General features: G+C 71.9%; 24 protein-coding genes and 1 tRNA gene. 7 read left to right on the top strand and 18 right to left on the bottom strand.

What is annotated here, in order from left to right; all coding sequences use genetic code 11:
• Positions 1–91: 91 nt before the first annotated feature.
• The 4 genes from mshC to DNK56_RS12410 form a co-directional block, all read right to left on the bottom strand.
• The gene (gene mshC / locus DNK56_RS12425; protein WP_111333550.1) at positions 92–1,321 is read right to left on the bottom strand and encodes a cysteine--1-D-myo-inosityl 2-amino-2-deoxy-alpha-D-glucopyranoside ligase; all 1,230 of its coding nucleotides are present in this window, start codon (positions 1,319–1,321) and stop codon (positions 92–94) included.
• 95 nt (positions 1,322–1,416) lie between these two features.
• Positions 1,417–2,259: an SCO1664 family protein gene (locus DNK56_RS12420; RefSeq protein WP_111333547.1), complete on the bottom strand. Its 843-nt coding sequence runs from the start codon at positions 2,257–2,259 to the stop codon at positions 1,417–1,419.
• Positions 2,220–2,813 carry a DUF3090 domain-containing protein gene (locus tag DNK56_RS12415; RefSeq protein WP_111333545.1) on the bottom strand — a complete coding sequence of 198 codons (594 nt, stop codon included), beginning with the start codon at positions 2,811–2,813 and terminating at the stop codon, positions 2,220–2,222. Before DNK56_RS12415 ends, DNK56_RS12420 begins: the two co-directional genes overlap by 40 nt.
• A 93-nt stretch (positions 2,814–2,906) precedes the next feature.
• Complete coding sequence (locus DNK56_RS12410; protein ID WP_111333542.1) at positions 2,907–3,599, bottom strand: histidine phosphatase family protein; 693 nt, start codon at positions 3,597–3,599, stop codon at positions 2,907–2,909.
• Positions 3,600–3,686: 87 nt separating this feature from the next.
• Here DNK56_RS12410 and corA point away from each other — a divergent pair, with 87 nt between their 5' ends.
• Complete coding sequence (gene corA / locus DNK56_RS12405) at positions 3,687–4,682, top strand: magnesium/cobalt transporter CorA (protein ID WP_111333540.1); 996 nt, start codon at positions 3,687–3,689, stop codon at positions 4,680–4,682.
• An 18-nt stretch (positions 4,683–4,700) separates the two neighbouring features.
• On the opposite strand, the gene DNK56_RS12400 is transcribed toward corA, so the two are convergent.
• Together DNK56_RS12400 and DNK56_RS12395 are read right to left on the bottom strand one after the other, a co-directional pair.
• Positions 4,701–5,489 (bottom strand): ferritin-like domain-containing protein, encoded by a 789-nt coding sequence (locus tag DNK56_RS12400; protein ID WP_111333538.1) that lies wholly within the window; start codon positions 5,487–5,489, stop codon positions 4,701–4,703.
• A gap of 276 nt (positions 5,490–5,765) precedes the next feature.
• Entirely contained in the window at positions 5,766–6,815 is a 1,050-nt protein-coding gene (locus DNK56_RS12395) for an LLM class F420-dependent oxidoreductase (protein WP_111333536.1), read from the bottom strand.
• A gap of 141 nt (positions 6,816–6,956) precedes the next feature.
• Here DNK56_RS12395 and DNK56_RS12390 point away from each other — a divergent pair, with 141 nt between their 5' ends.
• Together DNK56_RS12390 and DNK56_RS12385 are read left to right on the top strand one after the other, a co-directional pair.
• On the top strand, positions 6,957–7,940 hold the full coding sequence (locus tag DNK56_RS12390; RefSeq protein ID WP_111333533.1) for an aldo/keto reductase: 984 nt from the start codon (positions 6,957–6,959) through the stop codon (positions 7,938–7,940).
• Positions 7,937–10,213 (top strand): helix-hairpin-helix domain-containing protein, encoded by a 2,277-nt coding sequence (locus DNK56_RS12385; RefSeq protein ID WP_111333530.1) that lies wholly within the window; start codon positions 7,937–7,939, stop codon positions 10,211–10,213. The genes DNK56_RS12390 and DNK56_RS12385 overlap by 4 nt, the downstream gene beginning before the upstream one ends.
• A 73-nt stretch (positions 10,214–10,286) precedes the next feature.
• Here DNK56_RS12385 and DNK56_RS12380 read toward each other — a convergent pair whose 3' ends face one another.
• Positions 10,287–10,955, bottom strand: coding sequence for a hypothetical protein (locus tag DNK56_RS12380; RefSeq protein ID WP_111333528.1), 669 nt, complete (start codon positions 10,953–10,955; stop codon positions 10,287–10,289).
• 47 nt (positions 10,956–11,002) lie between these two features.
• On the opposite strand from DNK56_RS12380, the gene DNK56_RS12375 reads away from it, so the two are divergent.
• Positions 11,003–11,191, top strand: a complete 189-nt coding sequence (locus tag DNK56_RS12375; protein WP_018103708.1) for a DUF5703 family protein — start codon at positions 11,003–11,005, stop codon at positions 11,189–11,191.
• 100 nt (positions 11,192–11,291) lie between these two features.
• On the opposite strand, the gene DNK56_RS12370 is transcribed toward DNK56_RS12375, so the two are convergent.
• The 3 genes from DNK56_RS12370 to DNK56_RS12360 form a co-directional block, all read right to left on the bottom strand.
• The gene (locus DNK56_RS12370; protein WP_111333526.1) at positions 11,292–12,053 is read right to left on the bottom strand and encodes a chaplin; all 762 of its coding nucleotides are present in this window, start codon (positions 12,051–12,053) and stop codon (positions 11,292–11,294) included.
• A 135-nt stretch (positions 12,054–12,188) separates the two neighbouring features.
• Positions 12,189–12,422 (bottom strand): chaplin ChpH, encoded by a 234-nt coding sequence (gene chpH / locus DNK56_RS12365; protein WP_111333523.1) that lies wholly within the window; start codon positions 12,420–12,422, stop codon positions 12,189–12,191.
• Between the two features lie 180 nt (positions 12,423–12,602).
• On the bottom strand, positions 12,603–13,937 hold the full coding sequence (locus tag DNK56_RS12360) for a M20/M25/M40 family metallo-hydrolase (RefSeq protein WP_111333521.1): 1,335 nt from the start codon (positions 13,935–13,937) through the stop codon (positions 12,603–12,605).
• A gap of 182 nt (positions 13,938–14,119) precedes the next feature.
• On the opposite strand from DNK56_RS12360, the gene DNK56_RS12355 reads away from it, so the two are divergent.
• Positions 14,120–14,207 (top strand) — tRNA-Leu (locus DNK56_RS12355).
• 152 nt (positions 14,208–14,359) lie between these two features.
• Here the strand turns inward: DNK56_RS12355 and DNK56_RS34945 are convergent.
• The 8 genes from DNK56_RS34945 to DNK56_RS12315 all read right to left on the bottom strand — a co-directional run bounded on the left by DNK56_RS34945 (position 14,360) and on the right by DNK56_RS12315 (position 20,030).
• Positions 14,360–14,803 (bottom strand): hypothetical protein, encoded by a 444-nt coding sequence (locus DNK56_RS34945; protein ID WP_146610496.1) that lies wholly within the window; start codon positions 14,801–14,803, stop codon positions 14,360–14,362.
• A gap of 52 nt (positions 14,804–14,855) precedes the next feature.
• Entirely contained in the window at positions 14,856–15,710 is an 855-nt protein-coding gene (locus tag DNK56_RS12345; protein WP_111333518.1) for a hypothetical protein, read from the bottom strand.
• The gene (locus DNK56_RS12340) at positions 15,691–16,563 is read right to left on the bottom strand and encodes an aldo/keto reductase (protein WP_342211085.1); all 873 of its coding nucleotides are present in this window, start codon (positions 16,561–16,563) and stop codon (positions 15,691–15,693) included. The genes DNK56_RS12345 and DNK56_RS12340 overlap by 20 nt, the downstream gene beginning before the upstream one ends.
• Positions 16,564–16,592: 29 nt before the next feature.
• Positions 16,593–17,780 carry a cupin domain-containing protein gene (locus DNK56_RS12335; protein WP_111333512.1) on the bottom strand — a complete coding sequence of 396 codons (1,188 nt, stop codon included), beginning with the start codon at positions 17,778–17,780 and terminating at the stop codon, positions 16,593–16,595.
• Between the two features lie 14 nt (positions 17,781–17,794).
• The gene (locus DNK56_RS35335) at positions 17,795–17,932 is read right to left on the bottom strand and encodes a hypothetical protein (protein WP_169435287.1); all 138 of its coding nucleotides are present in this window, start codon (positions 17,930–17,932) and stop codon (positions 17,795–17,797) included.
• A 562-nt stretch (positions 17,933–18,494) separates the two neighbouring features.
• Positions 18,495–19,328: a helix-turn-helix domain-containing protein gene (locus tag DNK56_RS12325; protein ID WP_111333507.1), complete on the bottom strand. Its 834-nt coding sequence runs from the start codon at positions 19,326–19,328 to the stop codon at positions 18,495–18,497.
• Positions 19,325–19,837, bottom strand: coding sequence for a DUF6879 family protein (locus tag DNK56_RS12320; protein WP_199563776.1), 513 nt, complete (start codon positions 19,835–19,837; stop codon positions 19,325–19,327). The genes DNK56_RS12325 and DNK56_RS12320 overlap by 4 nt, the downstream gene beginning before the upstream one ends.
• Positions 19,821–20,030 (bottom strand): hypothetical protein, encoded by a 210-nt coding sequence (locus tag DNK56_RS12315; protein WP_111333502.1) that lies wholly within the window; start codon positions 20,028–20,030, stop codon positions 19,821–19,823. The genes DNK56_RS12320 and DNK56_RS12315 overlap by 17 nt, the downstream gene beginning before the upstream one ends.
• A 546-nt stretch (positions 20,031–20,576) precedes the next feature.
• On the opposite strand from DNK56_RS12315, the gene DNK56_RS12310 reads away from it, so the two are divergent.
• The gene (locus DNK56_RS12310) at positions 20,577–21,659 is read left to right on the top strand and encodes a hypothetical protein (RefSeq protein ID WP_241989850.1); all 1,083 of its coding nucleotides are present in this window, start codon (positions 20,577–20,579) and stop codon (positions 21,657–21,659) included.
• A complete protein-coding gene (locus tag DNK56_RS12305; RefSeq protein WP_241989849.1) occupies positions 21,656–22,831 on the top strand; it encodes a hypothetical protein in 1,176 nt (391 codons plus the stop codon). Before DNK56_RS12310 ends, DNK56_RS12305 begins: the two co-directional genes overlap by 4 nt.
• Positions 22,832–22,857 lie beyond the last annotated feature (26 nt).

The following is a 22,857-nucleotide window of genomic DNA, read 5'->3' as shown; positions in this document are numbered from 1 at the left end:
CAGGACTGAGACAGCCGCGCAACGGCGACCGGCCCCGGACTTCGTACGGAAGTCCGGGGCCGGTGACGTCGGTGGGCGGTGCGGCCGGCTGCTACAGGGCGACGCCGAGCAGCGCGTCGACGGTGCGCGAGACGAGGCCGGGCGCCCCCTCGTCCGTACCGCCCCCGGCGCTCTGCCGTTCGGCCCAGCGGTCCACGGCGGCCAGCGCGGCCGGGGCGTCGAGGTCGTCGGCGAGGGCCGCGCGGACCTCCTCGACCAGGGCGTCGGCGGACAGCCCGTCCGGGCGGGAGACGGCGGCGCGCCAGCGGGCGAGCCGCGCGACCGCGTCGGCGAGCACCTGGTCGGTCCACTCCCAGTCGGCGCGGTAGTGGTGGGCGAGCAGGGCGAGGCGGATCGCCGCCGGGTCCACGCCGTCGCGGCGCAGCGCGGAGACGAAGACGAGGTTGCCGCGGGACTTGGACATCTTCTCGCCGTCGAGGCCGACCATGCCGGCGTGTACGTACGCCTTGGCGAAGGGGTGCTCGCCGGTGAGCACCTGGGCGTGCGAGGCGCCCATCTCGTGGTGCGGGAAGGCGAGGTCGGAGCCGCCTCCCTGGACGTCGAAGCCCATGCCGAGGTGGTCCAGGGCGATGGCCACGCACTCGATGTGCCAGCCGGGCCGGCCGGGGCCGAGCGAGCCGCCGTCCCAGCTCGGCTCGCCCTCGCGGGCGGCCATCCAGAGCATCGGGTCGAGCGGGTTCTTCTTGCCGGGGCGCTCCGGGTCGCCGCCGCGTTCGGCGGAGAGCAGCCGCATGGCCTCGGCGTCGAGGTGGGACACCTCGCCGAAGTGCGGGTCGGTGTCGACGGAGAAGTAGACGTCCCCGTCGAGTTCGTAGGCGGCGCCCGCGTCGCGGAGCCGTTCGACGAGCGGCACGATGCCGGGTATCGCCTCGACGGCCCCGATGTAGTGGCGCGGCGGGAGCATGCGCAGCGCGGTCATGTCCTCCCGGAACAGGGCCGTCTCGCGTTCGGCGAGCGCGGTCCAGTCCTGGCCGTCGCGCACGGCCCGCTCCAGCAGCGGATCGTCCACGTCCGTCACGTTCTGGACGTAGTGGACCTGCCGCTTGGTGTCGAGCCACACGCGCTGTACGAGGTCGAACGCGTTGTAGGTCGCCGCGTGACCCATGTGGGTCGCGTCGTACGGGGTGATGCCGCAGACGTAGATGCGGGCGACGGGACCGGGGTCGAGGGTGATCCGACCGCCGGTCGCGGTGTCGTGAATCCGGAGGTCGCGGCCCTTGCCGGGCAGGGCGGGGACCTCAGAAGCGGGCCAGGCATGCATGCGACGAGCGTAACCGGATGCGGCTTCCGGATACGAACCGGAGGGGCGATCTCGTCCGAAGAGGCCCTCTTGCGGACCGGGGGCCGAACGTGCATTCAGACGGGCGGCCAGGGGATGGCGGGCCACTCGCCGCTCGGCTCCCGGTGCAGTCCGGTGGCGCGCAGCCCGGCCACGCGGGCCCGCAGGGCCCCGATCTCGGCCGGGGTGATGAGTTCGGCCAGCCGGGTGACCAGCGGGGCGCCGGGCTCCAGTTCGGCGGCGAGCCGGGCGAGGACGTCGACGGCCTCGGCGGTGAGGGGTTCGCCCGCCCAGCCCCAGAGCAGGGTGCGCAGCTTGTCGTCGGTGTGGAAGGTCACGCCGTGGTCGATGCCGTAGAGCCGGCCGCCGGGCGCGGGCAGCAGATGTCCGCCCTTGCGGTCGCCGTTGTTGATGACCGCGTCCAGCACGGCGAGCCGCCGCAGCCGGGGGTCGTCCGCGTGCACCAGGAGGGCGGTGCGCCCCTCGCCCACCTCGGCGAACGCCACGGCCTTCCAGCCCTCGCCGGGCTCCTCGTCCTCGATGAGCGCGAGCAGGCCCGGCTCGTCCCCCTCCGGTGCCCCGGCCTCGATCCACAGCTGGCACATGCCCTGCCCGTACGGCCCGTCCCGCAGCACGGTCGGCGGCACCAGGCCCCAGCCCGTGGCCTCGGAGACGGCGTAGGCGGCCACCTCGCGCTGGGCGAGGGTGCCGTCCGGGAAGTCCCACAGGGGCTGCTCGCCGGCCACCGGCTTGTAGACGCAGTACGCCTCCTCGCCCTCGTGGGCCACGGAGCAGTACAGCACCGCGTTGGACGCCCCGCGCACCTGCCCGAGCACGGTGAGCGTGCCCTCGGCCAGCAGGGTGACCTGCTCGGCGTCGGTCAGGAGGCGCCCCGGCGGTATCCGTTCTGGCGCGGGCATACGTGTCCTTCCGGGTCGAGCGGCAGGCTGCACAGCGGGCACGGCGGGCGGCCCGCGTTGACCACGTCCAGGGCGCGCTTGGCGAAGGCGCGGGCCTGGGCGCCGGTGAGCCGGACGCGGAGCATCGGCGGGCCGTTCTCCTCGTCCTGCAGGAGCCGCTCCTCGGCCTCGGCGAGGTCCTCGACGGAGTCGGCGTCGAGTTCGACCAGGGCCTGGGCCTCGACGATCATGCGCTGCTCCTCGCCGTCCCAGGCGAGCGCCATGGTGCCGACGCGGAACTCCTCCTCGACGGGGATGTCGAGCGGCGCGGTGTCGGTGACGTCCATCGGGGCGACGGCGGGCACCGGGGAGTTGCCCCCGGTGCGCCGCACCACCTCGTCCAGCAGTTCGTCCACGCGTTCGGCGAGCGCGGCGACCTGGGACTTCTCCAGGGCCACGCTGGTGACACGTCCGCCCGAGGAAGCCTGCAGGAAGAACGTACGGCGTCCAGGCAGCCCGACCGTGCCGGCCACGAAACGGTCCGGGGGGTCGTAGAGGAACACCTGACGGGACACGTCCTGTCTCCCTTGAGAGTCGATGGCGGATGGGGGGTGGGCCGGAGTCTTCGAAAGCGTTCTACGGCGCGTCCACCCTACTGTGCGCGGCGATCACGGCGCCCCCGCGCCGCCCCCGACCGCCGCGTCCTGCCCGGCGCCGGCGTCCGGTTCGCGGGGTGCGAGTCCGGCGAGGTCGCCCGTGTCGCCGAGGCGCAGCAGATAGGGGCGCAGCCGGGTGTAGCGGATCGCGGTGACCGAGCAGGGGTCGGCGTGGACGCGCTGGAAGAGGTCCAGGTGCAGGCCGAGCGCGTCGGCGACGAGGGACTTGATGATGTCGCCGTGCGAGCACATGACGTACAGGGCGTTCTCGCCGTGCTCCGCCTCGACGCGCGCGTTCCACTCCCGTACCGCTTCGACGGCGCGGGCCTGCATGGCGCGCATCGATTCGCCGCCGGGGAACGTGGCGGCGGAGGGGTGCTGCTGGACGACGGTCATCAGCGGGTCGTCGGTGAGTTCGGCGAGTTTGCGGCCGGACCAGTCGCCGTAGTCGCACTCGCTGATCCGCTCCTCGACGTGGCGCGGCAGGTCCGGGCGGGCGGCCAGCAGGGGTTCCAGGGTCTCCCGGCAGCGTTGCAGGGGGCTGCTGACGACGGCGGCCAGCGGGAGCGCGGCCAGCCGTCCGGGGAGGGCGGCGGCCTGTGCGCGGCCGCGCTCGTCGAGGGCGATGCCGGGGGTGCGGCCGGCGAGCACTCCGTCCGTGTTGGCGGTCGAGCGTCCGTGGCGTACGAGGATCAGGGTGGGCATGCGTTCAGCGTACGGTCCCCTCCCGGCCGGGCGGCGGGCGCGCGACACCCCCGACGGACGTGCGTGGCGGGGCGTGGGCAGGGAACAATGCGCGCCGTGATTGTCGACTGTGCCATCTATCGCGACGGACGCCGCACCGACGGCCCCGCCGACTTCTCCGATGCCCTGGCCGAGGCGCGGGCCTCGGGGGACGCGTTCCTGTGGATCGGCCTGTACGAGCCGACGGAGAAGGAGTTCGATCTCGTCAGCCACGAGTTCGGGCTGCATCCGCTGGCCGTGGAGGATGCCCTGTCCGCGCACCAGCGGCCCAAGCTGGAGGTGTACGACGACTCGTTGTTCGCGGTGATCAAGCCGGTGCTGTACGACCACGACAGCGACTCCGTCACCGCGCACGAGCTGATGGTGTTCCTGGGCGACTCGTTCGTGGTGACGGTGCGGCACGGCGAGGGGGCGCCGCTGGCCGCCGTGCGCCGCCGGCTGGAGGCGGAGCCCGAGGTGCTGCGGCACGGGCCGACCGCGGTGCTGTACGCGGTCAGCGACGCCATCGTGGACCACTACATAGACGTGGCGGGCGAGCTCCAGGTCGACCTTGAGGAGCTGGAGACCCAGGTCTTCGCGCCGAGCGGTACGGACGACTCGAAGAACACCGCCGCCCGCATCTACACCTTCAAGCGCCAGGTGCTGGAGTTCCGCCGGGCGACGGTCCCGCTGGCCGCGCCGCTGGCCCGGCTGGCGGGCGCCGGGGTGCCGTTCGTGCAGGAGCACGCGCAGCCGTTCTTCCGGGACGTCCAGGACCATCTGACCCGCGCCAACGAGCAGGTGGAGGGGCTCGACCGGCTGCTGTCGGACATCCTGTCCGCGCATCTCGCGCAGATGGGGGTGCGGCAGAACGACGACATGCGCAAGATCTCCGCCTGGGCGGCGATGGCCGCGGTGCCGACGATGGTCGCCGGGATCTACGGCATGAACTTCGAGCACATGCCGGAGCTGCGCTGGGTGGGGTCCTACCCGCTGGTGCTGCTGCTGATGGCGGGGGCGGTCCTGGGCCTGTACCGCCAGTTCAAGCGGCGCGGCTGGCTCTGAGCCCCCGCCGGGGCCGGGTCAGGCGTACTCGGGGGCCGGGGTCGCGGGGCCGCCCAGGGCGTCGCGCCGGGCGGGCGGGGCGAGGTCGACCATGCGCCGCCAGCCGCCGAGGCGCTCGTACGCGTACATGGCGTGGATGCCCGCGGCGAGCAGCCCGGCCTTCGCCCGGGACCAGCCGAGCACCCGGCCCATGTGGTCCATGACGGCGAGGCTGACGTCGCGGTAGACGCGGATCTCGGCGAGGGCGCACTCGCGCAGGACGCGCTGGATCGTCCGGCCGTGCCCGGCGCGGGCGAAGCGCAGCAGTTCCTCGTGGCAGTAGGCGAGGTGGTTGTCCTCGTCGTTCGAGATCATCCGCACCGCGCGGCCCAGTTCGGGGTGGTCGGCGAAGTGCTTGTTCAGCAGCCGCATCTGTTCGGAGGCGCGCTGCTCGGTCACCCGGCTGTGGGCCAGGTAGGTGATGATGTCGCCCTCGGTCAGCGGCTCGTCGCGGCCCAGCTTCTCGTGCGCGAGTCCGATGCCGTGCCGTTCGAGGAGCATCGTGTAGTCGGTGTCCGGCGGGACGGGGCCGGGGGTCAGGCCGCGCTTCTTGAGCAGCGCGTTGAAGATCCTGCCGTGCTTGTCCTCGTCGGCGCCGTGCCGGACGATCCGGGGGGCCAGTTCGCGCTGGCTCGCCGGGACGAGGGCGGCGATCCTGCCGTTCTCCCAGCCGCCCTGGGACTCGCCGCTGGCGGCGATGGAGCAGAACAGACGGAACGATTCGTCGTTGTCGAGGATCTCCTGGAACAGGTTCTTTGCCGAGAGCATCACTGCCACCTCCGTGCCGGCTTCGCCGAGCGCCAGTCAAATGCGGACGGCGGGAGCGGGCAACAGGAGGGTGCGGCGACTGGGCCGAACGGGGGGCGCGGAGGCCGTCGCCGGGGCCCGCGCGAAAGGCGGCGAACCGTTTTTGCCCGGACCCGTAACCCGGCCGCTCCGGCCGCGTTGTTCCCGGTGACGGCCGTGGCGGGGAGCCCCCGAGCCCCCACCACGGCCGTGGTGCGTGGTACGTCGCTCCGCGCGGTGTACGCGGCCCCGGCGGGGTTACGCGAGCCCGGCGCGCTCCAGGGCGTCCGTGCCCGCCCGCAGCGCGGCGATCCGCTCGTCCAGGGTGAAGCCGGCCGGGGCCAGGGTCAGCGTCGTGACCCCCACCTCCGCGTACGCCCGCATGCGCTCGGCGATCCGGTCCACCGAGCCGAGCAGCGTCGTCTGGTCGATCAGCTGGTGCGGGACGGCCGCCGCCGCGCCGCTCTTGTCGCCGGAGAGGTACTTCTCCTGGATCTCGGCGGCCTCCTTCTCGTACCCCATGCGCTGGGCGAGCCGGTTGTAGAAGTTCTGCTTGGCGCTGCCCATCCCGCCGACGTACAGCGCGGTGTAGGGGCGGAACATGTCCGCCAGGCCGTGGATGTCGTCGCCGACGGCGAGCGGCACGGTCGGGCAGACGTCGAAGTCCTCCATCGTCTTCCCGGCCTTCTCCCGGCCGGCCCGCAGATGGCGGACTGCGGTCTCCTCCAGGTGCTCGGCGGACGGGAAGATCAGCAGCGCGCCGTCGGCGATCTCGCCGGTCTGCTCCAGGTTCTTCGGGCCGATCGCGGCGATGTAGAGCGGGATGTGCTCGCGCTGCGGGTGCACGGTCAGCTTGAGCGGCTTGCCCGGACCGTCCGGCAGCGGGAGCGTCCAGTGCTCCCCCTCGTACGACAGCCGCTCGCGGGTCATCGCCCGGCGCACGATCTCGACGTACTCGCGGGTGCGGGCCAGCGGCTTGTCGAACCGGACGCCGTACCAGCCCTCCGAGACCTGCGGTCCCGACACGCCGAGGCCGAGGCGGAACCGGCCGCCGGACAGGGAGTCGAGCGTGGCCGCGGTCATGGCCGCCATCGCGGGCTGGCGCGCCGGGATCTGGAGGATCGCGGAGCCGACGTCGATCGACTCCGTCTGCGCGGCCACCCAGGCCAGTACGGTCGGCGCGTCGGAGCCGTACGCCTCGGCCGCCCAGCAGACGTCGTAGCCGAGCCGGTCGGCCTCCTGCGCGACGGCGAGGTTGTCGCCGTCCATCCCCGCGCCCCAGTAGCCGAGATTGATGCCGAGCCGCATAGCCGAACCCCTTACCGATCAGTAACGTCCCTGAGTTCCGGACTCTAGCGCGCGGCGGGACGATCCGTCAGCGGTCCGCCACCGCGCCGGTCGTCCACAGCCCTGCGACGCCCGCGGCCGCGGCCAGTAATCTCAGCGCCCATGGAGCAGAGGCATCTCGGCCGCACCGGCCTACGAGTGTCCCGGATCGGGCTCGGCACCCTCACCTGGGGCCGGGACACCGACGAGCACGACGCTGCCGAGCAGCTGAAGGCGTTCTGGGAGGCGGGCGGCACCCTGGTCGACACGGCCGACGTGTACGGCGGCGGCGAGGCGGAGTACCTGCTCGGGCGGCTCATGGACGGGCTGGTGCCCAGGCGCGATCTGGTCGTCGCGACCAAGGCGGGCAGCGTCGCCGACCCGTACCGCAGGGTGGACGGCTCGCGCGGGCATCTGCTGGCGGCCCTGGACGCCTCGCTGGACCGGCTCGGCACGGACTACGTGGACCTGTGGCAGCTGCACGCCTTCGACCCGGCGACCCCGCTGGAGGAGACCCTCCAGGCGCTGGACCTCGCCGTGTCCTCCGGGCGCGCCCGCTACGCCGGGGTGTCCGGCTTCTGCGGCTGGCAGCTGGCCAAGGCGGCGACCTGGCAGCTGGCGGCGCCCGGCACCCGGACCCGGCTGGCCGCGACGCAGATGGAGTACTCGCTGCTCCAGCGCGGCGTGGAGCGCGAGGTGCTGCCCGCCGCGCTCGACCTCGGCATCGGGCTGCTGCCCGCGTCGCCGCTGGGCCGGGGCGTGCTCACCGGCAAATACCGCACCGGTACGCCGTCCGGCTCGCGCGGCGCGTCGGAGCTGCTGGCCCCCTTCGTCGAGCCCTATCTGGACGACGCGGCGAGCCGCATCGTGGACGCCGTCGCCACGGCGGCCGAGGGGCTGGCCACGACGCCCGTCCAGGTCGCCCTGGCCTGGGTCAGGGACCGGCCGGGCGTGACGGCGCCGATCGTCGGCGCGCGCAACGCGAAGCAGCTGACGGAGGCGTTGTCAGTGGAGACGCTTAGTCTTCCTGACGAGATCTGCCAGGCGCTCGACGACGTGTCGGCGCCCGTGCACCGCTATCCCGACCAGGACTGGAGCACGCTGTGACCGCGCGACCCGCAGGCGACGACACCCCCGCCGACGCCCCGGCCACCCCGACCCCGGACGCACCCCCCGAGGGCGCCGGGGAGGAGACGGCGGACGTTTCGGAGACGGCCGGCGCCGCGGGTGGGGAAGCCGGGCCGGAGGCGCCCGGGGACGGGGCCGACGGGGGCGGGGCGGACGAAGGCGACGGGGAGACCGGCGGTGACGCGGACGCTGGTGGGGAGGCCGGCGCCGCCGACGCCCCCGCGCTGTCCGAGGCCGAGGCCGAACTCGCCGCGCAGCGGGCCCTGCGGGAGCGGATCGAAGAGCGCAAGGCCGCCAAGGACGGGCCCATCGAGGCCGGGGGCAAGCTCAGCGGCGCTGCGGCCGATCTGCTGGCGGCCGTCCGGGCCGTGGAGAGCGGCGGCAAGCCCGCGACGGACTTCTTCGACTCCGCCGCCCCCGCCCCCGCCCGCCGGCCCGCGCCGGTGCGGGAACGGGCGCCCGAGCCCGCCCCCGCGCCCCGCGCGGCACCGGCGGAGACCGTCACCGCCGTGGCGGCCGTGCTCGCCGCGGGCGGGGCCCCGGAAGCCCTGGCCCGGCCCGCCGCCGAGCGGCTCGGCGAGCGGGCCGCCGAGCTGCTGCGCGAGGACCCCTGGCAGCTGCTGGCCCTGCCCGGCGTCGCGCCCGAGCAGACCGACGCCTTCGCCCGCGCGCTGCTCGGCGCGGCCTGCGGCCCGGACGACGAGCGGCGCACCGCCGCGCTGACCGGCTGGCTGCTGGAGCGGGCCGCGCTGCGGGGCCACACCGCGCAGGACGCCGACCAGGTGCGCGACGCCCTGGGCGCACGCGGCGTGAGCGACCCCGCCGAGGCCGTACGGCACGCCGTCGCGGAGGGCGTCGTGCTGGTCTTCCAGGACGGACAGGAGGACGAGCCCGCGGACGCGTCGGAGGACGGCCGGGAGGACGGGGGCGCCGGGGAACCCGCCGAGGAGGCGGCCGGTCCCGTGCAGGTGCTCCTCGGGCTCGACCGGTACGCCCTGGCGGAGGAGAGCCTGGCCGACGGACTGGCCCGGCTGGCCAACGGCGGCGGCGCGGCGACGGACCCCGCGACCGCACCGGAGGCGGAGTGGGCGCGGGCTGCCGACGCCGCCCCCTCCCCCTCGGCCGCCGAGCTGATCCGTACGGCCGCCGCGCACCGCCTCGTCGCGCACACCGGCGGCGAGACGGCCCGCGCCGAGCCCGCCGCGCTGATCGCCGCCGCGCGCGGCCTCGGCCTGCGCGCCCTGGGCGCCACGCACAGCGAGGACGGCCGGCGGCGGCTGGCCCGGGACACCGGCGCCCCGGAGTCGGCCGTCACACTCGCCGGGCTGCTGTCCGGCGCCGAGGGGCCGGGCCGGGACGAGGAGGGGGCGCTCGCCCTCGACCTCCTCGTCGTGCTGGACGCGCCCCAACTGGACGTGGAGACCGGCGCGATGCTGGTGGAGTCGCTGGCGGACGGCACCCGCCTGGTGCTCAGCGGCGACCCCGGCGTGCTGGGCTCGGCGGGCGCCGGGCAGGTGTTCGCCGATGTGCTGGCCGCCCGCGCCTTCCCCCGCGTCGTCTCGCGCACCCCGGACGCGGGCCCGATCGGCAAGCTGGTGTCGGGTATCGGCGTCGGGGAGCTGAACCAGGTGGCGGCGCCGGGCAAGGAGGTCGTCATCGTGCCCGTGCGGGACGCGGGCGAGGCGGTGCACCGTACGGTCCAGCTCGTCGCGGACTCGGTGCCGCGCGCCCTCGGGGTGCCGTCCGGCGACACCCAGGTGATCACGGTCGGCCACGGCGGGGCGGCCGGCACCCGCGCGCTGAACGAGGCGCTGAAGCAGCGGCTCAACCCCGGTCCTGGCCGCTTCGGCGGGTTCGATCCGGGCGACCGGGTCGCCCATGTCCCGGCGCCGGGGCGGACGGTGCCCGGCGTGGTCGTCTCGGCCGACGCGGAGGGCCTGCACCTGGACTGCGCGGGCAGCCCGGTCGTCGTACCGCAGGAGCGGGTCGCCGGGTCCGTGCGCCACGCGTGGGCGCTCAGCGCCCATCAGGCGGCCGGGATGCGGTGGCCCGCCGCGGTCGTGGTGCTGCCGGGCGACGCGGCGCGCGGGCTGAGCCGGCCGTGGGTGTACACGGCGTTCGGCCGGGGCGAGCGGCATCTGTCCGTGGTGCACGGCGTGGACCAGGCCCTGCCGCGCGCGGTCGCCGAGGTGCCCGCCCAGGAGCGCACCACACGTCTGCGGACGCTCCTGGAAGCCCCGCAGGCGCCGTAGCGCACGCACGGGAGGGCCCTGCGGGCGCACGGGGCGTCCGCAGGGCCCTCCGGCCGGATGCGGGTGGGGCGGGTCAGCCGATGCCGAGCGCGGGGCCCTCCGGCCCCTCCGGTTCGTCGTCGAACTCGTCGTCGTCGAAGACGGCGCTGACGTCGAAGCGGCAGACCACCAGCTCCGGGTCCGCGTCGTCGAACGGGGCGGCCAGCCACTCCCCCGGCTCGGACAGCTCGTCCGCCGCCGCGACCCAGAGCGTGGCGTCGCCCTCCTCCAGGCCGAACTCGGTGTGCCGGGAGGCGATCTCGTCCGCCTCGTACTCGCCGAAGAGCACGCCGAGCGCCGCGTGGACGCTGCCGCCGACCGCCTCGGCGCCCTCGCCGTCCCGGATGTCCGGGTCCGCGTCGGCCAGGCGCTGGGCCTGGGCCAGCAGCCGCTGGGGCTCCACCACGGCGTAGTCGCGGCGGATCAGCACGCTGATCGCGTGCGGCTCGTCGGGTCCGTTGTAGGGCGGGAGCGCGTCCTGCTCCCCCGGAATCTCGAAGGGTGTGACCTCGTCGTAGCGGTCGTAGAGGAGTTCGTCGTAGGCCTCGGCCGCGGCGGCCAATGCGTTGAACGCGTCGTAGACGGCGGGATCATCGTCCCCCGACCGGCGTTCGACCGCCGCGAGGTGGTGGTCGATCGCGGCTTTGACCGCGTTGGCGGCGGCGCGTACCTCGGCAGCGGTGGGCTGCGCAGCATCAGACATGGGGCAGACGCTATCCGTACCGGGCCCCTGCCCGCACAATGGATTCGATGCCGGAATACGAATTTGTCGATGTGTACGTACCACGCGGGGTGTCCCGGAAGGACACGGCCCGCCTGTTGACCGACCATGCCGAGTACGGGCACTGGGAGCTGGACCGCCTGACGCTGCGCCGGGACGGGAGCCGCCGCGTGCGGCTGCGCCGCCGGATCATCCGTCAGCTGCGGGCCACGTGGTGAGCCGGACCAGCCGGCCGTAACCCGACCGCGCATACGAAACGGGCCCCGCCGTGTGCGGGGCCCGTTCCCTTCGTCGTACCCACCCCCTGGAGGGCTGCCGTCAGGCGGCGGCCTTGGCCCGGCGGTAGAGCACCGTGCCCGCTCCGGCGAGCAGCAGGCCCGCGCTGGCCGGAATGAGCAGGTCGAGCCCGCCCGCTCCGGTGTGGGCGAGCTGCGGCGCCTCCGGCACGGTCTGCGGCTCCGGCACGTTCGGGACCTCCGGATGGTGCGGCTCCGGGGTCGGCGGGGTGACGTGCTCGACCGGGGGCTCCGGAACGTCCACCGGCGGCGTGCTGTCGTTCTCGCACGAGTTGCCGAACGCGGGGTTGAGCAGCGCGATGACGTCGACGCTGTTGCCGCAGGCGTTCACGGGGATGTCGAGGGGCGCCTGGATCAGGTTGCCCGAAAGCACACCGGGCGACCCCTGGGTGTACCCCTCGGCGGTCGCGCCGCCGCCGTTGCCGTCGGCCCGGTGCTTGCCGGTGCCCGCCCCCTGGTGGTGTCCCCCGGAGGCCGGGGTGCCGGCGTGGCTGCCGGACGTGTTCGACGCGGCGCCGTGGCCACCGGCGGTGGCGCCGTTCGACGTGTTCGCGCAGGCGTTGCCGAAGGTTGGGTTCAGCAGCCCCACGACGTCCACGGAGTTTCCGCAGACGTTGACCGGCACGTTGACCGGAATCTGCACCGAATTCCCTGAAAGCACCCCCGGGGAATTCGTCGCGGCGCCGGACGCTCCCGCGTCGGCGTGCGCGTAGCCGCCGCTGAGGGCGAGAACGCCGCCCGCGGCCGCCATAGTGATCAGGCCTTTACGCGTGACCTGTCGCATAGGTGTTTCCTGCCTTCTACCTTCCGGAGTACCCCCGGACTACCGTGCGGAGGCAAAGGACCCCGCAGCCCCGGAACGCATGGAGTGCGCTCCGGGGCCGAGCGGGCTCAAACCCTTACGGGTTGACGCGCAACGTCAGTCGTTGATGCAGACGTTGCCGAAGGCCGGGTTCAGCAGCCCGATCACGTTGATCGTGTTGCCGCACACGTTCACCGGAACGTGGACGGGAACCTGGATGACGTTGCCCGAGACGACGCCGGGGCTGCCGATGGCGGCACCCTGCGCACCCGAGTCGGCCACGGCCATGCCGGCGCCGGCGAGCACCAGACCACCGGTGGCAGCCGCCGCGGCGACGATCTTCTTGATCATGATTCCTCCTAGTTGGCAAACACGGTCCCAGCCGCGGACCGCATCACCTGTAACGAGGAGGGGGTGAACGGGGCTACGAGTAAAACGCCCCATTCACCCGTTCCGGTTAGAGGCGTACACCCTGGCGAATTACGCCGTCGCGTATCGGCGTGGACCGGCGGGCCAGGGCGCCGGCACGGATCAGCTGTGGTCGATGAAGCGGTCCAGGACGCGGGCGCCGAACTTCAGGCCCTCGACCGGCACCCGCTCGTCCACTCCGTGGAACATGCCCGCGAAGTCCAGCTCGGGCGGCAGCTTCAACGGGGCGAAGCCGAAGCAGCGGATACCCAGGTCGTCGAAGGACTTGGCGTCCGTACCGCCGGAGAGCATGTACGGGACGGCGCGGGCGATCGGGTCCTCGGCCGTGAGGGCCGTCTGCATCGCGTCCACGAGCGCCCCGTCGAAGTCGGTCTCCAGCGCCTTGTCCCCGTGCACGTCCTCGCGCCGCACGCGCGGGCCGAGGATGCGGTCGAGGTCGGCCAGGAACTCCTGCTCGTACCCCGGCAGGAACCGCCCGTCGACGTGGGCGGTGGCCTGTCCGGGGATCACGTTGACCTTGTATCCGGCGCCCAGCATGGTGGGGGCGGCGGAGTTGCGCAGGGTGGCGCCGACCATCTTGGCGATGCCGCCCAGCTTGGCCAGGGTGGCGTCCATGTCCTCCGGGTCCAGCGGGGTGCCGAGCGCGTCCGACAGCTCGTCCAGGAAGGAGCGCACGGTCTTGGTGACCCGCACCGGCCAGGTGTGCCGGCCCAGCCGCCCGACCGCCTCGCACAGCTCGGTGATCGCGTTGTCGTCGTTGGTCATGGAGCCGTGGCCCGCCGTGCCGTCCACGGTCAGGCGCATCCAGTGCATGCCCTTCTGCGCGGTCTCGACGAGGTAGAGCCGCAGGTTCTCGTTGACGGTGAACGAGAAGCCGCCGACCTCGCCGATGGCCTCGTTGACGCCCTCGAACAGGTCCGGGTGCTCGTCCACCAGGTAGCGGGCCCCGTAGGTGCCGCCGGCCTCCTCGTCCGCGAGGAACGCCAGCACGATGTCGCGCGGGGGCTTGCGCCCGCTGCGCATCCGGTCGCGCACCACCGCGAGCGTCATCGCGTCCATGTCCTTCATGTCCACCGCGCCCCGGCCCCACACGCAGCCGTCCGCGATCTCGCCGGAGAACGGGTGGTGGGTCCAGTCGTGGGCGTTGGCCGGTACGACGTCGGTGTGGCCGTGGATCAGCAGGGCCGGCCGGGACGGGTCCTCGCCCTCGATCCGCGCCACGGTGGAGGCCCGGCCCTTGTGGGACTCGAAGATCTTCGGCTCCAGCCCGACCTCCGCGAGCTTCTCGGCCACGTACTCGGCGGCCGCCCGCTCGCCGGGCCCGGAGTGGTCGCCGTAGTTGCTGGTGTCGATCCGGATCAGGTCACGACAGAGGTCCACCACCTCGGTCTCGGCAATCTCGCCCAGGCCGCTCAGGGCCGCATCGGTCTCGCTCACGCTGGTTCCTTCCACTGTCGCCACGGTCTCCCCTTCATCCTCCCGCGCCCGGCCCCCGCACCCAAGGCCGGACGCGCCTCGTCATGGGGCCTTCACACAGGACCGGGCGTGATCGAGCACCCTCCAATGTTTGCTATGGTTTTCCACGTCGGAACGGGCACGGCCCGCGAGACAGACACTTTGTCCGGGTGGCGGAATGGCAGACGCGCTAGCTTGAGGTGCTAGTGCCCTTTATCGGGCGTGGGGGTTCAAGTCCCCCCTCGGACACCAACAGAGACCCCAGTTGATCTGGGGTTTTTCTGTTTCTACGGCTGTGGCGTGACCAACCACGTGACCAACAGCCGAGAGATTCCCCAGGTCAGACCAGGGATGACAGGCCGAGTCGGCCCGCTCCGGAGGCTGCCAGTCGGCGCGCTCCGTCCTTACGTGTGTGGCCGTACCGGGCCATGGTGTAGCCCGGCGAGTGGTGCCGGACGTTGGCGGAGACCTCGCCGGGGGTTCTCCCCGGCCTCCAGGTCGTTCGTGACCTTGCTGTGCCGCCAGTCGTGGATGCGGAAGTCCTCGGGCAGGTGGAGCCGGGTGCGTAGGGTGCGCCACCGTGCCGACACCTTCTCGGGGTCCTGTGGTCCGCCCGACTCGCCCCGGTACAGCTTGAAGCCGTCGCGGGCGAAGACGAGATCGCTGTCCGCCCACGCGGAGCCGAGCCGTTCCCGCTCCGCGTTCTGGCGTTCCCTCTGCCACTTCAGGACGTTCATCACGGACTGGCCCACGTAGATGACGGCGTTGTCGTCGCCGTCCTTGGTGAGCTTGCGCAGGCGGTAGGTGTTGCCTTCCTCCGCCAAGGCGCTGGGGATCTCCCGAGCCACGCTCTACCGGCACATCGGTGAGAGCGCCTGAGACAGGCACACAGGGGCGCAGTCAGGCGCTCACCTCAGAGTGCACAGGGACGGGCGGGCGCACTCCGGTGAGCGCCTCCGCGCGGGCAACCAGGCGAGGAGCAAGGTCGGGGTACCAGCCACGGGCTACCGCTTGCAGCATCTCCGCCAGGGCCGCGAGCTCCCCGATTCGGCCGGCCGGGGTGTCGAGGATCGGCGCGAACTCCTGTCGGATTCGGGCGGCAACGTCGGGTACGAGCAAGCTGTTCGCGTGGAGGAGACCCGCGTCATAACCGAAGGGCACCAAGCCCCACCGTTCCCAGTCCAGCAGGCACAGGGGTGCGGCGGTGAGGTTGCCCCAGTGCAGGTCACCGTGACCGGTCGCCCGCTCCACCCTGGCGGGGGCCGGGACGCCGAGGAACTGCGGGAAGGCTCGTTCGATCCACCCGTCCCGAACGGTCGTCTTCACACCCTCCGCTTCAGCGAGCAGGGCAAGGGCTTGGCGAAGGTCCGCCCACCACTCGTCAGGCAACCCCGGGTCGTGGTCGATGTCGGCCCGGTCGGGGGACACGATGGGTTGCGTGAGGTAGTCCAGGACTTCCGACTCGAAGGCCCACTCGCCGTCAGCCCAGTCATGCACCGCGTACAGGCGGGGGCGGGGCACGCCGTCAGGCACCAGCTCCGAGGCCCCGACGATGCCTTCCCCCGCCTTCCAGCCCGCGTTCCTCTTCGCCGTCCGGCTGACCCGTAGCCACCGGTCCCCCGCTCGGCGTCCGAGAGTGACACCGAGGAAGCCCCACGCCAGCGGCCCCGTGCAGGTGAGGCCCAGTGCCTTGGCCGCCCGGTCGTGGGCGGCTTCCATCAGGGCCTGCACCTCCTCATTCACCGGCGAGTTCATCCGTCATCCTCCTGAGTTCCTGGGCCGTCAGCGGCGCAGCCAGAGCCTTGGCCACATCGTCCCAGTGCTCGCGGGTGCTCGCGGAGGTGAGGACGACATCGAGGCCGGGGCACGAGCCAGCGGCCAGCAGGGCAGCGGCTGCGGCCGACAGGCCGGGGCGGATGAGGTTCACCAGTTCGGGTGTCATGGCGTCGAGGAGTTCGCCCCCGTGCAGGGGAGCGGAACCGAAGGTGATCAGCCCCGCGTCCTTCGCCTGCACCAATGGTCCGCCGCCGTTCAGGGCCTGTGTGATCGGGGCATCCATGATCAGGCTGACGGGCATCTGCAAGGCCGTGAAGTGGTGCTCGACGGAACCGGCCGCCTGACGGGCGAGCGTGAGCAACTCGGGGACGCTGAACGCTCCGGAGGTCAGGCCCGACCAGGTGGAGACGCCGTACCCGCCGATCCTGCCCGCGTGGGCGAACTCTTCCAGCGCCGTGAAGGCTTCCCGTACACGCCCGTGCAGAGCGGTACGGTCAGGGCCGTGCCCGTGGTGCTCGGGGTTGTGCACGAACACCAGGTCCACGCGCCCGAGCGCGGCCAACGACCGCTCCGTCTGCCAGCGGACGAAGCCCCGCTCAAAGCTGTGCCTACCGGCCGCCTCTTCCCGGGCGAGCACGCCCTCAGCCAGGACGGCACGGCCCTGCTCCTCCGTGAAGAACCCCGTCTTCGTGGCTACCCGCACGGTCGGGTACTCCCCGAGAACCGGGCGCAGTTCCTCATGCGCCCGACCACGGGCGTAGTTGGGTGCCGTGTCCACCCAGGGACTACCGGCCGCCAGGGCGGTGCGTGCCGCCCGACTGACGGCACGCACCCGGTATGTCCCCAGGCAGAGCGCGGCGGTCACAGCGCCGTCCCCACGACTGCGACGGCGTGGCCGTCGATGAGGACGGAGACCAGTTCGGCCACCTCCTTGACCTCAAGCCCGGCGGAGTCGGCGAGTTCGCCGAGCGTGGTCGGCTGGTTGGTCAGCAGCGTGCCCAGCGCGGGCGCGGCGGACTCGGCGAAGTCCCACGCGGTACCGGCCGCCGAGAAGGTGACCGTGCCCTGTTCGCGGTTCGCCGTCAGGCGGCCCCTCGGAGTGGTGAGCTTGACTGTGATCTCCCCCCGTGCAGGGAGACCGTCCACGTAGGGCAGGGACGGAATCGCGTGGCCCAGGTCCGTCGTGTCGATCGACTCCGCCCACCGCTCCACGAGGCGGGGGTCCGCCATCATGTCGGCCACTTCACGGCGTACGGCGTCGGTGAAGTCCGACTGTTCCGCCAGCGAGCCGAAGCGCGGAATGTTCCTGCGGAGCGCGAGGGACGCCCGAAGCTGGTCGACGACCCAGAGCATCAGGTCAGCGCCCGTGTGCGGGACCATCCCGAACGTGAGGTGAAGGGATTCTGTCCCCTGGTCAGCGGTGACCGAGTGCCACCACCCGCGCGGCAGGTAGAGCACGTCACCCGGGGACAGAACGAGGTCCGCCACCGGGTCGCCCTCCGGCTCCTCCGGCGACTCCACGTCCCGGAAGGTGGGCGCTTCACGGGTCATCCCCCACAGGCGCCACCGCTTCGAGCCGTGCAGTTGGACCACCACCACATCGTGGTCGTCCCAGTGCCGGCCGAATCCCTCCCGCTCGGTCCACGAGGCGTACACATTGGCCTGCACGGAAGTCCCAAGGAAGCGTTCCAGTCCCTCCGCAGCCGCCCCCACGGAGGGGTGGATCTTCTCCACCGCGTCCAGGACCAGCGACGCCCCGTCCCTGAGCTGGGCGTGGAAGTCGGACGGCTGGATGCGAGACCAGGTGACCGCCCGGCGGTTCGTGGTCGGGATCGCGTAGCGGTGCAGCGGGACCATCTCGCCGTCGACCGACAGGCGCAGCCGGGGCGGCTCCAGCCGCTGCGTGGCGATGATCCGGTTCAGGTCATCCCAGGAGAACATCCCTGCCGTGTCGGCGACCCCGGGGAAGTGCGCGTAGGAGCGGTGGCACGTCTGGGCGAGGAACGTGTCCCCGCCCAGACGCCCCGCCCACGAGGCTGCATCAAGCAACGTGGGCGCTCCCGTCAGTCGTTGCCGTCGGAACGGCCACTGCTGACGTCAGACTCCTGCTCGGCACGGGTGCGCGCGGCCACAATCTTCCGCTTCGCGACGAGCAGGCCACCCCCCTCGGGGGCCACCGAACCGGTGTTCTCTTCCACCATCGGACTACCTCTCTTCTCGGGAACTCCCGCCGGGAATCCGGCAGGAAGCAAAGGGGGACAGCGACGAGTGCGGCAGTTACCGGAACGCCAGGGTTCCAGCGAGAATCAGGGCACAGCCGCCGAGGATCGCGACCAGATAGAGCGACCTCACCATCCGGCCAAAGTGGCGCAGCACCCAGTGGCCCAGGCGACGCATCACGTCACCTTCGGCTCCACCGCCACTGGGCGGAGAGCACTGGCAGGCAACGAACTGCGACCCGTGCACCGAGGGCACCCGCACGGCGGGTACTTGGCCGGCGAACCCAGGATCACCGCATTTCGCGGCTCCACCTGCACCTCACGAACCGGGCCGTACGTCCGGCCGCGGTCGTACGACACCCGCAGAGTCATGCGCCCCGTCACGAGCGCACACCACCATCAGGGCCGAATGCCCGCCGGTGCTCCAACCCCCGACCTACGTCGTAACGCACCCGCTCTTCGTTTCGCTCGGTCGCTGTCATGGGGGAAAGCATTGGCCCAGAAAGCAGCGGCTGTGTAGTTCTTTCCCGTCATGGACTAAAGATCATGAACGGCAGGCGGTAGCCCACTCCGTCAACAAGGCTCGCGCTTCGGCCCCGATCAGCGCGTATCCCTCCAGTGTCGAGAACAGTTCCAAATGCATTTCGATGTCGCGCGGATCTCTCAGGATCACGACTCCGGTGGTGTTCTCCACAGTGGCCAGGGTGTTGTCGTAGACAGTGAAGGTGTCCATCGGAGCCATGGGCTTACGGCCCGCGATTGGGATGACACCGAGCTTCACATTCGGCAGGTGGGTCAGTGAAGCCAGCCGGTCAATCTGCATCGCCATCGCGGCCGGGGGCAGGAGTGGCCACCTCACGGCCTGTTCGGTGAGGATGAAAGCGAACCGCTTCTTCGTGTCGTAAAGAACCTCCTGCCGCTCCAGCTTCCTCGCGATCGCCTTAGTGACATCAGCCGGTGAATGGGCAAGGCTGGCCCGGATGTACTCAGGGGTGGACAGCAGTCCCGTAATCATCGAGAGCAGGAAGAAACGGAACTCGGTAGAGGAGGATTCGAGCGCGGCAAGTTCGGTCTGCTTCTTCTCCAGCCCCCTTCGCCGTAGCGAGCGCAGGTCTTGCCACTCGGTATTGGCCAGCCTCGCGAGGGCAATGACCTCCTCGATGACCTCGGGCGGAGCAAGGACAGCCCGGAGGATTCTCTCCAGGTCGAGCAGGCTCGGTTGCGCTTTCCCGTTCTCGATCCGACTGATCTTCGATTGGGACATGTTGCAACGCCGAGCGAGCCGGTCCCCAGTGAGGCCGGCTCGCTTGCGTAGTTCTTTCAGCAGGGCGGCCAATTCTTGCTTCGGCTGCCCCAACTGTTCAGGGTCGAACGTCACCCGCTCACGTACTCCAGGAATGGAACCGACTCGGCCATGGCAATCCGCTTCCACTGTCGATATGGCTCAGGATCACCCTCGTACAGCTCCCGGTTTATCTGCGTCCCGTCCGCCCGGTAGTTCATCAGAACCACCTTGGACTCATCGAACATCCAGAAGTCCTGGCCGGGAAGCCCCGGGTTCTCTCGGTCGGTGAGGTCGAGAATGCGGACATCCTCGCCCACCTTCACGTGATGCCGGTAGTAATACTCGAACTCGAACCGGATGTAGTCCGAGAGCGGGCGAGTCACGACGTGCACCCTGCCGACACGCTTCCCTTCCGAGGCCCATTGCCGGACCTCGTCCATCCATGCCGAGGTGTAATCGTCCGGCGACTTCTCCCCTGCGAGGAAGCGCTTCAGCTTCTCCGCTTCCTGGGGCATGGTGTAAACGGGCAGTGTCTCCAGCCGCCACGCCTCACCCTCCATGGAATCGAAGCAGTCATTCCACGCATCACCATCCAAGTGCACGGACTGCCTCCCTGAGAACCGCTTCCGGGATTTCCACGAGCCCTTCCCCGGCGGGCGGGGTGAAGGCGTCGGACACGTCGCCCTGCACGACGAACGATCCCGTGGCCGTGCGGTACACGTTCGGGCAGTCCTTCTCCCCGCACTCGCCGTTGCCGTTGCCCGTGAGGCGGGTGAGTGCCGAACGTTCGGACATGCCAAACCCCCTTGCCCTGGCCCCGTTTGGGCCGCCTGCCCACCGACAGTAGAGGGGGTGGCGCTACGCGTCTATGCGTGAACGCGACTATGCGTGTCCTTGCATAAACAGGTCCCCGACCGCCCCAGCCACCCCCGGTACGTGGTCACGTACGCGCCCGTGCAGACTGGGCGTAGCCCCGTGGCGCGGTCCAGGATGCCCGACCAGGGACGGACGCCTCGGAGGAGGGTTGGTCACGTGACCAACGCATGACCAACAGGCGCCCGAGAGGGCCTGAAACTGCAGGAAGGAACAGGAGAAACGCCCGCCGAAATCCAGCCTGTCGACGTGCGTTTCCCCAGGTCAGAGCAGTTGGGGACTGGTGCCCAAGAGGAGAGTTCAAGTCCCCCCTCGGACACCAATACACGGGCCCGCGGTTCTCAGGAACTGCGGGCCCGTGTCGTTTCCGATGCGCGGCGCGCCCCTGGTGACCGGTTCCCAGCGGTGACCCCGTTCGCGCGGGTCACGCCACACGCCGTAGCATCGTCTCTTTGTTCGATCTTTGCTGTGGCCAGGGGGAATGTGATGGGCATCGGCAGGCGACGAACGGCGGTTGTCGCCGGGGTGGTGGCCGGGGTGGTGCTGGCGACCGGCACCGTGCTGTGGGCGACGGACAGCGGCCCGTTCAGGGAGAGTTACTGCTGGGGCGCGTGGCAGCAGGACAGCGGCGCGTCGTTCCTGGGGGACGGGGCGCTGGACAAGTCCGGCTCGAAGCGGCGCGCCACCGAGTCCGCAGCGCCCACGGCCGCCCGCCCGCAGGGCACTTGTACGGTCACGGTCGCCTCCGAGGTGGCCGACGACGACTCCGACGACTCGCTGTCCTTCCGGGAGGCGGTGACCCTGGAGTACGGGACGGCGCCCCGCGGGGTGAAGGAGCGCCGGGACTGGCTGGCCCGGTACTTCCACGGTTCGGCGTCCCCGCTGCCGGACGGGCTCGACGGCCTGGTCGCCGGCGACCGGGGCCTGCTGGTCCTGCCGCAGGCCTGCGACGACGACGGCGAGCCGACCGTGGTGACGATCCGCAGCGAGGGCACCGGCGACGGCCATCTCGGCAAGGTGGCCATGCCGTTCACGATCGGCACCCGCACCGAGGTGCTCGGCCTGCTGCTCGACGCCGCCAACACCGGTATGAAGAAGGCCGGCTGCGCGCCCGCGCGGCCGCTGGGCAGCCATTCCCCGATGGTGACGGTGGCCGAGGACGAGGAGACGGCCCGGACGCCGCTGTGCCGGATTCCGGGGATGACCTTCGACTACGGCGAGGGGATGCGCTACAAGCAGCAGGTGGGCGCGGTCACCGACCGGCTCCAGACCTGCTCGGTGGTGTGGAAGACGCTGCGGCTGCCCGACGAGCCGTCCGCGCAGTACGTGATGGCGAGCGGCACCCGGCTGGCGGACCTCTTCCGGGTGCTCCCGGAGGGCGCTGCCGAGGGGCTGGTGCGCCGTGACTGCGGCGGCCGGCCCACGGTGTTCTACGGGCATGTGGAGGCCGGTCTCCAGGACCGGGGACGCCCCTCCGACCGGCGGGTCTTCGACCGTTTCGTCGAGTCCGCGGGCAAGCGCATCGGTTGTGGAAGCGGTGAGGACGCGTGAGCGAGGAGACCAGTGGGGCGCAGCCCGGGGAGACGGCCGTGACGGCCCCGGCGCCGCTGCCCGAGGAGCCCCGGCCCCCCTTCGTACGCCGGCTGCTGCGCAGCCGTACCGCGCGGGCCGTGACCGCCGCCGCGCTGGCCGGGGCGCTGCTCGGCGCCGGCACGGTCGCCTGGCGCACGGACACGCTGCCGCTGACGGGGTCCTCGCCGTGCTGGGACTCGCTGGGCTCCGGCGCCATGGAGTCGCTGTTCGGGGACCGCGGAACGGTGACGGACGAGCAGGAGCTGCGCACCGACCCGATGGGCGACGGCGGGATGTACGGGCAGTGCCGCATCACCTCCTACGAGGGCGAACGGGCCCGCCGCCAGGTCACGGTGAACGTGCGCCGGCTGGACGGGCTGCGGGGCACCGACGCGCAGACCTGGCCGCGCGACTTCCTGTCCCCGGGCATGGTGTGGCTGGGCGAGGGGCTGCCCGGCATGACGTCGTCCTCGCGCGCCTGGATCGCCCTGCCGCAGGAGTGCACGGGGCGCCACGACTTCACCGGGCCCACCGTGGTGGACATCGGGATGGGCCGGGCCGACTTCGAGGTCTCCACCGAGCACACCCTGCGGGACCGAAACGCGCTGACCGACGCGCTGATCGACGTGGCCAACGGGGTCATCGACGACTTCGGCTGCTCCGGCACCTACCGGCTGCCGCGCGAGCTGCCGGCGCCGGTGAAGTGGCAGGACGCCGACGCCGACGCGTTCTGCGGCATCAAGGGCCTCGCCCTGCCGGCGGCGTACCGCAAGGAGCTGAAGCAGTCCCGCTCCGGCGGCTCGGGCGGACCGGCGCGGGTCTGCGAGGCGGGGCTCAGCTTCCGGGAGGCGTCGGTGCGGCTGACGACGGTGGTGGACCCGGTGCTGGCCGAGATCTACTCCTGGGACGTGCTGCGCTCCGGCACGCCCGTCAAGGGCAGCACCGGCTACGGCCGGATCGGCGGCAACCGGGCGGTGTACCGGGCGATCTGCCAGACCGGGCAGGTGATGTTCGTCCTGGAGCAGCTGCGGGCCACGCACGAGCGCGGCCGCTTCACGTTCGCCCGCGACCTGCTGCCGGCCTACGCGGCGGCGGAGGCGGAGCGGATCGGCTGCGGCCCGCTGAAGGTGACGCTCCCGGCGGAGAGCTGAGCCGGGCCCGCCCCGCGCGCCGTGAA

The organism is Streptomyces sp. AC1-42W (assembly GCF_003248355.1).
Taxonomy (GTDB): Bacteria; Actinomycetota; Actinomycetes; order Streptomycetales; family Streptomycetaceae; genus Streptomyces.
This window is presented reverse-complemented; position numbering and strand designations above follow the sequence as displayed.

What these genes read in the sequence shown, in the direction of transcription:
- DNK56_RS12400 (WP_111333538.1), bottom strand. Translation starts at nt 5,489, where the DNA reads ATGCTCTCGGCAAAGAACCTGTTCCAGGAGATCCTCGACAACGACGAA.
- DNK56_RS12375 (WP_018103708.1), top strand. Translation starts at nt 11,003, where the DNA reads ATGCCGGAATACGAATTTGTCGATGTGTACGTACCACGCGGGGTGTCC.
- DNK56_RS12410 (WP_111333542.1), bottom strand. Translation starts at nt 3,599, where the DNA reads ATGCCCACCCTGATCCTCGTACGCCACGGACGCTCGACCGCCAACACG.
- DNK56_RS12380 (WP_111333528.1), bottom strand. Translation starts at nt 10,955, where the DNA reads ATGTCTGATGCTGCGCAGCCCACCGCTGCCGAGGTACGCGCCGCCGCC.
- chpH (WP_111333523.1), bottom strand. Translation starts at nt 12,422, where the DNA reads ATGATCAAGAAGATCGTCGCCGCGGCGGCTGCCACCGGTGGTCTGGTG.
- DNK56_RS12345 (WP_111333518.1), bottom strand. Translation starts at nt 15,710, where the DNA reads ATGAACTCGCCGGTGAATGAGGAGGTGCAGGCCCTGATGGAAGCCGCC.
- DNK56_RS12315 (WP_111333502.1), bottom strand. Translation starts at nt 20,030, where the DNA reads ATGTCCGAACGTTCGGCACTCACCCGCCTCACGGGCAACGGCAACGGC.
- DNK56_RS12370 (WP_111333526.1), bottom strand. Translation starts at nt 12,053, where the DNA reads ATGCGACAGGTCACGCGTAAAGGCCTGATCACTATGGCGGCCGCGGGC.
- corA (WP_111333540.1), top strand. Translation starts at nt 3,687, where the DNA reads ATGCGCGCCGTGATTGTCGACTGTGCCATCTATCGCGACGGACGCCGC.
- DNK56_RS12395 (WP_111333536.1), bottom strand. Translation starts at nt 6,815, where the DNA reads ATGCGGCTCGGCATCAATCTCGGCTACTGGGGCGCGGGGATGGACGGC.
- DNK56_RS12390 (WP_111333533.1), top strand. Translation starts at nt 6,957, where the DNA reads ATGGAGCAGAGGCATCTCGGCCGCACCGGCCTACGAGTGTCCCGGATC.
- DNK56_RS12420 (WP_111333547.1), bottom strand. Translation starts at nt 2,259, where the DNA reads ATGCCCGCGCCAGAACGGATACCGCCGGGGCGCCTCCTGACCGACGCC.
- mshC (WP_111333550.1), bottom strand. Translation starts at nt 1,321, where the DNA reads ATGCATGCCTGGCCCGCTTCTGAGGTCCCCGCCCTGCCCGGCAAGGGC.
- DNK56_RS35335 (WP_169435287.1), bottom strand. Translation starts at nt 17,932, where the DNA reads ATGGTGGAAGAGAACACCGGTTCGGTGGCCCCCGAGGGGGGTGGCCTG.